This is a genomic window from Microcystis sp. M113S1, assembly GCF_020246945.1.
Taxonomy (GTDB): Bacteria; Cyanobacteriota; Cyanobacteriia; order Cyanobacteriales; family Microcystaceae; genus Microcystis.
In genome coordinates this window covers 1-11,423 of sequence record NZ_JADBSA010000228.1, presented here as the reverse complement: position 1 = coordinate 11,423, position 11,423 = coordinate 1, and the positions used below count along the sequence as shown (strand labels likewise).

Here is an 11,423-nt window from a genome sequence, read left to right as displayed (position 1 = left end):
TGTCAGTCTGTAGAGCGACCATAAGACCAGAACAGATTTACTCTGTTAAGGCAGGTGCGAAACCCCGCAAGGGAAAGAAGCAGAAACCTAAATCGTGAGGTTTGGGAATCACCGTCCGTTTACGGCGGTGAGGATGTCAATGTGTTATTCTGACTTCCCCGACCGACGACCGACTCGGAGACTCCTAACCCCACCAACAGACTTATTCAGCCAACCCTAATTATAGCGGTTCTCGTATCTGTGAGGTACAGTTTAACCTTTGCTGATTAAGCTTTTCAGGATTGAGAATGTACCTTTTGTTAACAGGAAACGCTATAACTTTGAAAGCACTTTTTAGGGTTGGATGCGTCATCATACGCATCCTATATTTTCAAAGTTTCTTACATTTTGCTGAGAATACGCTGGACTATATCCATTCCTGTGAAGGCTTGCCAGCCAAAAAGACCTAAAATGACGGCATTAAGGGTAATATGAGTGATTCTGGCCAATTCATTGCCTTTTTGCATTAAAGGTACTAAAGCGGCGCTGATCGAGATTAAACCCACCATCCCTAAACCCGCCAGCAGATGGGGACTGACAAATAATTTACCGTTATTAATATAAGTCACCGCCATACCCCCGATCGTCCCCAACACCATTAAAGCGAGGATTAGGGAGCCAATTTGATAGTGTTTAGTGCGAAAATCCTTGGGCAATAATTCTTTTTTTAGGTCTTTATCTGCTGTCCGCGTCCGTCGCCATTGTAGCCCCGAATAGAGGGCATAGATAGTTAATCCTAATAAAACCCACATTAGAATGGGATGGCCAAATTGTGACCAAGTTTTTACGGCACTGGGAATCTCGAAGTTCATAGTTGTCTGTTCTCATCAAAGATCGCTTCTTAATAAAAATTAACATGAATCGCTCACTCTTCCTTATTTTTCGGGTCATTAGACCTGTCAGACTAGACCAGCAAGATAGCTCACCATCACCACTACTCGCCGCTCCCCGCTCTCCTATAGCTTTTCAACAGGATTTAGTAAGAATAATGCCTGAAGCCGCAAAACTAAGGGTTTCAACCTAGACGCAGTTTAGTGATAATTCTTTGACAATAGAGTTGAATTCCTTGCAGCTTGGCTAGGGAGAATTTCGGTTTAATGGGAAGGATCAGTACAGACATAAAACTCATCCGCAGCAAGCGATAAACAAGGATAGTTAAAGTCGTATGTTTTTCGAGACTGAGAAGATAACTATAGATATTATGAGTTAGTCTTAGATAACCATAGCGACGGGTGATAGAAGATGGTTCATGAATGATTTTAATCTGATTGGTAACAACAACTAAATAGCCTTGATTTGCGTATCTTCGGGAAAAATCAAAGTCTTCGTAGTAGAGAAAGTAATCGGTATCGAAATGGGGACAAGTGGAAAAATTCCAGAAATTAATTAATAAACTGCATCCCGTCACCCAGTCGGGAATTAGATAGGGTTTATCTCGATAGTCTAAGGATTCCTCTACTACGTTAATTGTGCCGATTTTGGCATTAAATTTTCCCCAACCAAACCAGATTTTACCATCCGGTTCGTAAATTTCTGTACCGGCGATGGCAACTTCCGGATATTGCTGAAAAAATTTGCTTGCTTTCTCCAGAGAGTCCGGTAATAAGTAAGCGTCGGGATTAACTAACCAAACGATAGCTTCTCTGTCTTGTTGATAAATCCAATCAAGTCCCAGATTACATCCTTTCCCAAATCCTAAATTTTCCCCCGCTTCAATAATCTTGACTCTTTCAGCTGCTAAAGATTGGATATTTTTATCTTCAATGGAATTGTTAACAATGATGAGAGTAGCAGATAAGTCATCGTTGAGGGAAGCGATTAAACGCTTAATTAATTCCGCGCAATTGTAGTTAACGGTCAATATATAAATCATTACAGATAAAAGGTAGGAGTCACTGGCAATTAACAATTGTTAGAGCATAGCTTTCCCGTGCTAATTACTTTTTCCGAAGACGACAGAGATTAAATTTTTCGATTTTGGTGGGAAAGTGTTGACAACTTTGGAAGTCAATAACGAGATTTTCCTTGGCTAAATCCTCCACTATATCAGGGGATTTTTTATTAAAGTCCGTCTGGAGAATGTAGAGAGATTCTAGGGGAGTATTAGCAATAGATGTCTCGGCATTTTTTCGCATTAAAGTTCCCTCACTGACTCCAGTATTGCCTTTGAGTCTCACAAAACGAGTGGAAGCAGGAAAATAAGGAACGATAAAAGATGTTCCTTCATCTCCCCAGATAACAATCGTGGAATTTTCGTAGGGTTTTAATGCTTGACTATCGATACCAAAATAATTATCTGACCATCCCATTCTCCACCAATCCATCGGTTTAACCGTAGTGACAATTAAGGAAAATATTAGCAAATTTATGATTAATAATGGTTTCCTGCGAGGATAAAGATAGGCAATAATCAAAATAATTAAAGTGGGACTGATTAATTCTAATGGCATCAGATAACGATAGATAGAAAATCCCACTAACCAAATAGAGTAAGCGGTCAGATAAAAAGGCAGTAAAAACCCTAAAACTGCACCGTGGGTTAAGTCAGGTTCAGAAGATAGATTGCGCTTAGAAATAGCACGAAAAATAATCACTACTATTAGTAAAATTATCAATAAATAGGTTATAGCTAATCGGCTATCTTGGAAAGGAACCTCAGATACAAGAGTTTGTCTCTGGATAAAATAAACAGGATAAAACAACCATTGCCAGATATCTTTAGGTAAATATTGTATCCCTTTAAAATTGTAGTCGGTTTCAATATAAGGAGATTGAAAGATTTTATTATAGAAGGGAAAAAGAGGATTAGCAAACTTTGTCCACATTAAGATTATCCAATAACCGGCAGTGAGACTAAAACCCACGGCCATTGAAAGAATTGATAGAATTAAATTGCGTAACTTTTCTGACCAAGAATTAGGTAAAAAATTAATGGCTACCACAAAGCTAATACTATATAAAGCATTGGTTAATTTAAACCCCGTTGCTAATCCTAATAAGAATCCAGCTAAAAGAATATTTTTAGTGGGAATTGGCAGATTTTTCCCTAAACTACTAACTATAAAAAATAATCCTGCCAAAACAAAAACACTGGTGGTATTATCACCAATACTGGTTCCTAACTCCGAGATATAGGCTGCCCCAAAAATACTGGTAATCGCTGCCGCTATGCTTAGAGTTATTTTGTATCTTTCGGAAACTTTATCTAGGGAATGATAGGTAATTAGGTGAACTAACCATTGATTTAACCCGTGAAATCCTCCCATTAAAAAACCCACGACAATCGGAGGCAGTTTCAGATAATAAACAGCGACGAAAAAGGGAACATCAATCAGGGGATTAAAAAAAGTTTGTATCTGCGCGGGTAGGACATCATACTTAAACCTTCCTGTCAATAACATATAGGGATTATAGAAATGATAATTGCGTAAATCCCAACTAACATCTTGACCTAAAATAACCGAGATAATTCCCAAAGCAATAAAGTAGATAATTGCCCAAAATAAGGGATGAGAACTTGGAAAACGTTTGAGGATTTTCATAATTAGAAAATTAAGATTTATTTGTTTAGTTTTACTAGCTTAACTTGGCAATTTATAGTTAAGGATGAGATTAAGATTACCTAGTAACAATCCCAAAAAGACAATAAGCATGATTATCTTGACAAAATTAGTTAAAATTTCCGATTTTTTCTCGGTTAAATCATTAAAGAAAAATCCCCCCAAAGTGATTGCCGTTCCGATAATAAAGTAATATCTACCGTAAGGGGAACTCAAAACCCAATCCTTAATATTTAAATTCACCGACCAAACGACAATAAAAATAAAAATAGTGGCAGCACCGATAAAATCAGGGTTCTTACGAAAATCGTCTAAGAATATACCAAGCACTAGAAAGAGAAATCCATAGTAAGGAATTACATACCAAGCGTAGTAATGACTTTGAGCGCCAGAAAAAATAAGAAGAATTGTATAGATTAATATAGGAAAAGTAACTAATCGTATTTTAGATATTTTTAAAGGAAATCTAGCAACAAGCAGTAAAGTTATCCAACTAAAAATCAACCAACCATCCTCAAAAAAAACTGTGGGTAGAACTAGATTTTTTAACATAGCAAAATCCGTAAAGCGATTTTTATGTTCTTGAAGGGTGGTTAAAAACCAACTAAAATCATAAAACCAACCATAAAGGTAATATAAACCTAAGGATAAAACTGCCGTCAGAGAAGCGATTAAGCTATCTAGCCAATTTTTTTGGAATAATAGTAAAGCAACTAGAGAAGCGAGGATATATAATCCTGTCACCTTAACTAAAGGTGCTAAACCACCTAGAAATATAGCCAAGTATAGATACTTTTTTTGAGACTTTTCACCGTACTGAAGGAATAAAAGTGCTACCGCTAAACTTAGACATAATAATAAATTTTCACTAACTGCTAAACGAGATAAAAAAACCGTATTGGGGTTAGTGGCAAAAATTAAAGAAGTTATAATCGCCACACCAGTATTAGTCAAACGTAAAGCTAATAAATAAAGTAAGAAAATAGAGAGAGTGCCAAAAACTAAAGAAGGAATTCTAATTACTGTTAAACTACAGTCAAAAAATTCCTTTGCTCCCGATAAAATAGCCGTCATACCCACAATTAATCCAAACAAGGGAGGATGATCAAACCAAGGGGTAACAAAACGATAACGAACGGCAGTTTTTTCCCAAACTGTCACCAGAAAATCATCCGTGGGACTGAGGAAAGACCAACTGGTAGGAACTCCCTCTTGAATCAAACTTATGCCACTCCAAGCAAAGGCAAATTCATCTTGAGTCCAGTTATAGGGAGGCAAGGAATCGTACTGATAATATCTTAAGATAAATCCCAAGACCGTAATTAATACACCCAGAAATAGACGGTAATCAAACTTTTCAAAATTCTTAAATATAAAATCTCGCTGCAGCATTATTCTGAAATTGGCTCGCTATTTATCTTTTGGGGTGAACCCGTGCTATTGTAACATGGTTTGACGGTTAAATTTTTTGACAAACCCAGATCGATTAAATACCTGATTATCGAGGTTAAGTCATCTCGATAATTTCTCCTTCGTAAATTCTCAGGGACATCAAATGGTAAACTCATCTTTATAGCCAACTCCAGACAAGGGACTCATTTCTGGCAGAAAAGTTCCCCAGTTTCTCCCTACTAAACTATAACTTAAGAGATTGACATTACCATCAGCAATATGCTAAAAAACATTAGCTTAATAGCCGAGTAACAACAATTACCCCGTTAAAAATCCCTATATTTTCCCCTAAAACAAACATCTTGTCCTTAGTTGCCAACATGATTCGTCAGTTAAATTATTCTAGAGTTTGGTTGTTATTAATCCTTATTTTTGCTCTTTTCCTGCGTCTAAATGCCGCTTTCTCTTATCCTAATATTCTCTGGCCGGATGAAATTTTTCAGACCTTAGAACAGGGTCATCGACTAGCTTTTGGCAATGGGATGATACCTTGGGATTTTCGGGACGGGATTCGTTCTTGGTTATTTCCGGGGATTCTTGGCGGAATTATGAAGCTAACTGCTGGTTTTTCGGAAGGAGCCAGTGGCTATCTGGCCAGCATCAAGATTTTCCTCAGTTTACTATCTTTAATCCCCGTTTGGATCGGATTCTCGATCGCCTACGAAAGCATCGGTTTGGCCGGCGCTATCCTAACCGGCAGTATTTGTGCGATTTGGTTTGAATTTATTTATTTTGCCCCGAAAGCCTTCACCGAAGTTATGGCCGCTTATTCCCTGCTAGTCGGCGTTTATTTAGGATGTTACGGCAAAAATCCCCCCTCTCGTCAGCGACTGTATTGGACAGGGTTTTTCTACGGATTGACCACCTATCTTCGATTTCATTTACTGCCTGCCATCGCCATCGCCCTCATTTATCAAGTTAGACAAAAAAAATTTCAACAATTACCGCCCCTTGCCCTCGGTTTTATCGGTCCGGTTTTGCTGGGGGGTGCTTTAGACGCTTTCACTTGGTCCACCCCCTTCCAATCGATTTGGAAACTGATCTGGATTAATATTTTTGAAGGAAAATTTAATAGTTTTGGCGTATCTCCTTGGCAGCAATATTTTACTTGGTTAGCCCTCAATTGGTCTTGGTGGCTGTTTCCGATCCTCTTCTTCTGTGCAATCGCTGCTCGTCGTCACTGGATTCTCGCCCTTCTGTCCCTAGTTATTATCCTCTCTCACAGCTTTTTAGGTCACAAAGAATATCGCTATATCTTCCCTGCCCTACCACTAATTATTATTCTCGCCGGTTTGGGAACCGCCACTCTCGTCTCGCGTTTATCGTTAATGCGAGGTTCCCTCGCCGGCAAAACTATCGTTATTTTTAGTAGTTTACTTCTTTGGGCTTTTCTATCCTGGTTGTTGGCGGGGCGTTTTAATACCGACCAGACTTTTAATTTCGGACCACCTTGGCAAAAACCGGGCTACACTCACTGGCAAACCCACGGCGGACAATTACAAGCATACGAGTATTTAAGTAGCGAGAAAAAACTCTGCGGTTTAGGAGTAAAAGGATTGGCGTGGCAATATACAGGGGGATACGCCTACTTACACCAAGATGTGCCGATTTATTTCCTCAAAGATAACCAAAATTTCGAGGAACTACAACCTTATTTTAATTATCTATTGTTTAACCAAGACACTGCCGCGGTCGGAGATTATCAACGGGAGAAATGCTTTAACGGAACTTGCGTTTACAGGCGCTCGAATTCTTGTCAAGTTAACCCGAATTATCATATCAATCAGTATCTCAAAGAAGCTGGCGAGTAAGATAATATATCTTTTGACAAACTTGCAGAATTTGTCAAAAATAAGTCTAAAAAGCCGAAAAAAAGTTAATTATGTAAGCGAGATAACTTCGATCATGAAAAAAGTTAAAATCTGGCTAATTTACCTAATGTTTCTAATTTTAATCTACATACTTTTTGTTATGCTCGTCAACCTCTCCTCTTTCCCCGGATTGCACGGAGAAGAGGCTTGGTTTGGACTGAATGCCCGGGAAATTCTCCACCACGGAACTCGATCGCTCCACGGTCTAAACACCTATACTAGCTCTTTCTATATCTGGTTAATTTCCCTAACATTCACTGTTTTGATTGAATACTGTCCCCATTGTCGAGATTTCTCCAAATATTTTAAAATTATCGCCACTAATCATTAGTAACGGGTAGAATTAGAGGAGTCAGGAGGTCAATTTTTCTCTAAGGAAGTTACCCCAAATCTATAATCCTTAAAAATAAATCATCTGCAAAAATTCTCAGCTTAATTTTGATAAAAGCCAATAATAAGCTGACTTTAAAACTCAAAAATTTTGGTAAATATCTTGACAAATGATCCCGATCGAGGGTATTATTAGGGTGGTTTCGGCAAAAATATCCAACAGCCAGACCTCCCTAGACTAACTTAGTAAAATTAATTCCTCCCTATTGATAGATGAAAATCAAGAAATATCTTAAGTTCTGGAAATATCCTCGCTTAGTTGATGAACGAGAGACTTTAATTGAAGAACGAGATTCTCTCAAAGATCATCTGAAGAGTTTGAATCAAGAAAAACAAGAAATGATTCGGGAAAAAAACGCTATTTATGAAAGATTAGGTCAGTTATCCTTAACCATTCCCGAACTGCAAGAAATTAGTCCGAAACTTCTCGATATTAGCGTGATCAAAAATAAAGCCCGCCAGTTTCGAGTCCAATTAGATGCCGAAAAAGAAAAACTGGCTCCCGACAATTTTGGCTGGTATCCTTACAACACTTTAACCTGCTTCGAGATTCTCGAATTACTATTAACGGGTAAAAACCGTTTTCTACTGGAATTAATCTCGGAAAAACCGATTGTTGATATTGGTTGTGCCGATGGGGATCTGGCGTTTTTTCTGGAATCTTTGGGCTGTAAAGTGCAGGTAGTGGACTACGCTCCTACTAACTTTAATCTTATGCAAGGGGTTAAACTGCTTAAAACCGCTCTTTCTTCCTCTGTGGAGATTCATGATGTTAACTTAGATTCCCAGTTTCTGCTTCCCGAAAAAAGCTATAGTTTAGTCATCTTCTTAGGAATTTTATACCATCTCAAAAATCCCTACTATGCCCTCGAAACCCTAGCGAAATCTGCCAATTATTGCCTGATTAGCACCCGCGTCACTAAGTTTAATACGGTGAGTAATGCCGCTAATCGAGTCGATCTTTCCGCGATTCCTCTAGCCTATTTACTCGATGAACTAGAAGCAAATAATGATTCTACTAACTATTGGATTTTTTCTAATGCCGGGTTACGCCGAATTTTACAGCGAACTGGCTGGGAAATTTGCGATTATATAACAGTAGGTAATACCGAAAACTCCGATCCCGCCAGTCGTGACGGCGATGAAAGAGCCTATTGTTTAGTAAAAAGTCGTTTCTATCAAGATTAGAAATGCCTAAATATCAGACCAGTCTCCTAAAAATATGAACTATAGCCCTAATCCCCTCTTAAACCGACGTAGCTTGCTGAAATTAGCAGCCCTAGCCGGAGGAAGTGCCGGACTAACTACCCTTCTCTCCTCTCGGCTCAGTTACTCTGCCGACCAAAACCAGGCTAGTGCCAAGAATATAGAGGAAATAGAAGAATTTTTGCGGCAAATTCGCCCGGTGGATCCGCAAAATCTCCAGTTGACAGAATATAGCTTTGAAACAGTCACCGTTGATCGTCAAGGGCAAATTATCGATCGCCGTCAGGGTAGCGCTCGCTCCTGGAGCGAACCCCTAGGCAACGGCAGCGAACTAGAGATGGTGGCTATTCCGGGGGGCAGTTTTCTACGAGGCTCAAAAAATGAGGAAAGAGGCGATCGTACTAGCAGTGAAAAACCAGAAAATTCCCTGACGACGGCGGCCTTTTTTCTGAGCAAATACCCGATCACCCAAGCACAGTGGCGAGCGATCGCCCAACTGCCCAAAATTAATCTCGAACTCAACCCGGCGCCCTCCTTTTTCCAAGGCGATAACTTACCCGTAGAGAGAGTCTCCTGGTACGAGGCGATCGAATTTTGTCAACGACTCTCCCGCTCCACCGGCAAAGATTACCGACTAGCGAGTGAATCACGCTGGGAATACGCCTGTCGCGCCGGTACAACCACCCCCTTTTACTGCGGGGAAACCCTCACCAGCGAGCGCGCCAATTACTTTGCCGTCTATGATCCCTACGCGGAAGAACCAGCCAGCGCCTATCTGGCCAGGACTACCCCGGTGGGCAGTTTCGCCCCCAATAATTTCGGTCTCTACGATATGCACGGCAACGTGGGCGAATGGTGCGCCGATAGCTGGCACCGGAATTACGAGGGAACCCCGCCCCTGGATGGTAGTGCTTGGTTAGACAGGGATAATCGCTTGCAGCCCCGTTATCGTTCCGCCCGTTTAGTGCGAGGGGGCAGTTGGGGGGATGAAGCTAGGCACCTACGCAGTGCCAATCGCACCTTTTGCCTTCCCGATCAACACCACAGTGTCTTGGGTTTACGAGTCATGGCCGATAGTACCGGTTAATCAATGCTTGTGTGCGCCCAAGAGACGACAAAGGTATGGTTCAATAGGTTAGGTTCCAAAGGGCCAAAAGTATTCAGAATCTTCTGCTGTTGTCAGTGCGTCTGTAGCTAAATCAACCGCGAGTGAGGTCAAATTTTTCATGAAGATACAGCAGTCTCATCTTTTCTTAACTCCCCCCACAGGAGATCTACAGGTACCTTTATCTCCTCCTCCCCCGGACGACGGCAACCTAGAAGAAGAAAAAAATTATCCTCTCAGCCTGTCTCTAGTCATTCCCACCTATAATGAACGGCAAAATATCGTTCAATTAGTCAACATTCTCAGTCAAATACTCGACGAAGCCCTGCCCAACGATTACGAACTGATCGTTGTCGATGATAATAGTCCCGATCGCACTTGGGAAGTCGCCGCGTCTTTAATCCCTGAATATCCCCAGCTGCGAGTGCTGCGCCGGGAGGGAGAAAAAGGCCTATCCTCGGCAGTGGTACGGGGGTGGCAAGTGGCACGGGGCGACATCCTTGGGGTAATCGATGCCGATTTACAACATCCCCCGGAAGTGTTATTAAAATTATTCGAGCAAACCAGAGCCGGAGCCGATCTCGCCCTGGCTAGTCGCCATGTGGAAGGGGGTGGAGTCAGCGAATGGAGTCTAACTCGACGCTTCCTCTCCCGGGGGGCGCAGCTGTTGGGATTAGTCATTCTGCCTAACGTGGTGGGACGGGTATCGGATCCGATGAGTGGCTATTTCATGGTTAATCGACAAGCGATCGCTGGCCCGATCTTAAACCCGATGGGCTATAAAATTCTCCTCGAAGTTATCGGCCGCGGCAATATTGACGAGATCGCCGAAGTGGGTTACGTTTTCCAAGAGCGTCAAGACGGTGAAAGCAAAGTCACCTGGCAACAATACATCGAATATATCCTGCATCTGCTGAAATTACGTTCTCGTGGTCGCGTTGGTCGTCTGAAAAGACGTTGGCAATTCCCCCTCGATCGCTTTCTTCGCTTTAGTTTAGTCGGGTTTAGTGGCGTATTCGTCGATATGGCTATCTTTTATCTCCTCAGCGATCCCACCACCCTCGCTTGGGGAGTAACTCGCAGTAAGATTATCGCCGCCGAGGTGGCCATTATTAATAATTTTCTCTGGAACGATCGCTGGACTTTTGGCGATTTGTCCACTGGCCAAAATCAGTGGCAGCAGCGTTTCAAACGTTTTCTTAAATTTAATCTTATTTGTTTGGCCGGTTTGATCCTCAACGTCCTGCTCTTAAACTTTTTCTTCAATGTCTTAGATATTAATCGCTATATTGCTAACTTAATAGCGATCGCTATAGTTACCGTTTGGAACTTCTGGATGAATTTAAAACTCAGTTGGCGTGTGACGGAGGTTAAACCCGAAAAGTCCGGCAAGCCATAGGAAAGCCTTTGAAAACTTTCCCTCGCATCCTGCAAACCCTTTTTAACTCTCGTTCAACCTCTGGCATCATTAATTTTCGGGACTTAAAAGCGGCCCAAGGTCAACAGGAAACCGATTACCGGGGATTAAGTCTCAAGGAGGGGATGGAATGGCTTGATCAAAATGCCGATGACTTTCCTTGGGGAAAGGCCGCCGACCCCGATTATTATGCTTTCCCCCATTGTCCGACAATTCATGCCGTCCAACGTCAAGAAACACCCCTAACTAGGGTTTGCTGAATAAATCTAAAAACCTTGTTGGGTAAGACTTTTAGACTTTTTGTCAATCAAAAAGTACCAGGCATGGGAGTGATCAGGGGGAAAATTCAGGTACTTTTTCCCTGAAAATTAGGTAGTTGACCA

The 11,423-nt window shown here is 41.2% G+C and carries 10 protein-coding genes; 6 read left to right on the top strand and 4 right to left on the bottom strand.

Features of this window, described 5'->3' with window-relative positions; genetic code table 11:
• Positions 1 to 380: 380 nt before the first annotated feature.
• From IM319_RS11515 to IM319_RS11500, 4 genes are all read right to left on the bottom strand, one after another.
• Positions 381 to 851, bottom strand: coding sequence for a DUF4079 domain-containing protein (locus IM319_RS11515; protein WP_286824837.1), 471 nt, complete (start codon positions 849 to 851; stop codon positions 381 to 383).
• A gap of 203 nt (positions 852 to 1,054) precedes the next feature.
• Complete coding sequence (locus IM319_RS11510) at positions 1,055 to 1,912, bottom strand: glycosyltransferase (RefSeq protein WP_287735694.1); 858 nt, start codon at positions 1,910 to 1,912, stop codon at positions 1,055 to 1,057.
• 64 nt (positions 1,913 to 1,976) lie between these two features.
• Positions 1,977 to 3,581, bottom strand: coding sequence for a glycosyltransferase 87 family protein (locus IM319_RS11505; protein ID WP_287735693.1), 1,605 nt, complete (start codon positions 3,579 to 3,581; stop codon positions 1,977 to 1,979).
• Between the two features lie 39 nt (positions 3,582 to 3,620).
• On the bottom strand, positions 3,621 to 4,991 hold the full coding sequence (locus tag IM319_RS11500) for an ArnT family glycosyltransferase (protein ID WP_287735692.1): 1,371 nt from the start codon (positions 4,989 to 4,991) through the stop codon (positions 3,621 to 3,623).
• A gap of 380 nt (positions 4,992 to 5,371) precedes the next feature.
• Here IM319_RS11500 and IM319_RS11495 point away from each other — a divergent pair, with 380 nt between their 5' ends.
• The 6 genes from IM319_RS11495 (at position 5,372) to IM319_RS11470 (ending at position 11,300) form a co-directional block, all read left to right on the top strand.
• Positions 5,372 to 6,862, top strand: coding sequence for a mannosyltransferase (locus IM319_RS11495; protein WP_353857198.1), 1,491 nt, complete (start codon positions 5,372 to 5,374; stop codon positions 6,860 to 6,862).
• A 94-nt stretch (positions 6,863 to 6,956) separates the two neighbouring features.
• Positions 6,957 to 7,253 carry a hypothetical protein gene (locus tag IM319_RS11490; RefSeq protein ID WP_287735690.1) on the top strand — a complete coding sequence of 99 codons (297 nt, stop codon included), beginning with the start codon at positions 6,957 to 6,959 and terminating at the stop codon, positions 7,251 to 7,253.
• 272 nt (positions 7,254 to 7,525) lie between these two features.
• Complete coding sequence (locus IM319_RS11485) at positions 7,526 to 8,500, top strand: methyltransferase domain-containing protein (RefSeq protein ID WP_287735689.1); 975 nt, start codon at positions 7,526 to 7,528, stop codon at positions 8,498 to 8,500.
• A gap of 34 nt (positions 8,501 to 8,534) precedes the next feature.
• Complete coding sequence (locus IM319_RS11480) at positions 8,535 to 9,605, top strand: formylglycine-generating enzyme family protein (protein ID WP_287735688.1); 1,071 nt, start codon at positions 8,535 to 8,537, stop codon at positions 9,603 to 9,605.
• A gap of 139 nt (positions 9,606 to 9,744) precedes the next feature.
• The gene (locus IM319_RS11475) at positions 9,745 to 11,022 is read left to right on the top strand and encodes a glycosyltransferase (RefSeq protein ID WP_287735687.1); all 1,278 of its coding nucleotides are present in this window, start codon (positions 9,745 to 9,747) and stop codon (positions 11,020 to 11,022) included.
• A gap of 8 nt (positions 11,023 to 11,030) precedes the next feature.
• On the top strand, positions 11,031 to 11,300 hold the full coding sequence (locus tag IM319_RS11470; RefSeq protein WP_287735686.1) for a hypothetical protein: 270 nt from the start codon (positions 11,031 to 11,033) through the stop codon (positions 11,298 to 11,300).
• Positions 11,301 to 11,423: the final 123 nt, after the last annotated feature.

Coding starts and splice junctions, on each gene's coding strand:
- IM319_RS11515 (WP_286824837.1), bottom strand. CDS start 851: ATGAACTTCGAGATTCCCAGTGCCGTAAAAACTTGGTCACAATTTGGC.
- IM319_RS11510 (WP_287735694.1), bottom strand. CDS start 1,912: ATGATTTATATATTGACCGTTAACTACAATTGCGCGGAATTAATTAAG.
- IM319_RS11505 (WP_287735693.1), bottom strand. CDS start 3,581: ATGAAAATCCTCAAACGTTTTCCAAGTTCTCATCCCTTATTTTGGGCA.
- IM319_RS11500 (WP_287735692.1), bottom strand. CDS start 4,991: ATGCTGCAGCGAGATTTTATATTTAAGAATTTTGAAAAGTTTGATTAC.
- IM319_RS11495 (WP_353857198.1), top strand. CDS start 5,372: ATGATTCGTCAGTTAAATTATTCTAGAGTTTGGTTGTTATTAATCCTT.
- IM319_RS11490 (WP_287735690.1), top strand. CDS start 6,957: ATGAAAAAAGTTAAAATCTGGCTAATTTACCTAATGTTTCTAATTTTA.
- IM319_RS11485 (WP_287735689.1), top strand. CDS start 7,526: ATGAAAATCAAGAAATATCTTAAGTTCTGGAAATATCCTCGCTTAGTT.
- IM319_RS11480 (WP_287735688.1), top strand. CDS start 8,535: ATGAACTATAGCCCTAATCCCCTCTTAAACCGACGTAGCTTGCTGAAA.
- IM319_RS11475 (WP_287735687.1), top strand. CDS start 9,745: ATGAAGATACAGCAGTCTCATCTTTTCTTAACTCCCCCCACAGGAGAT.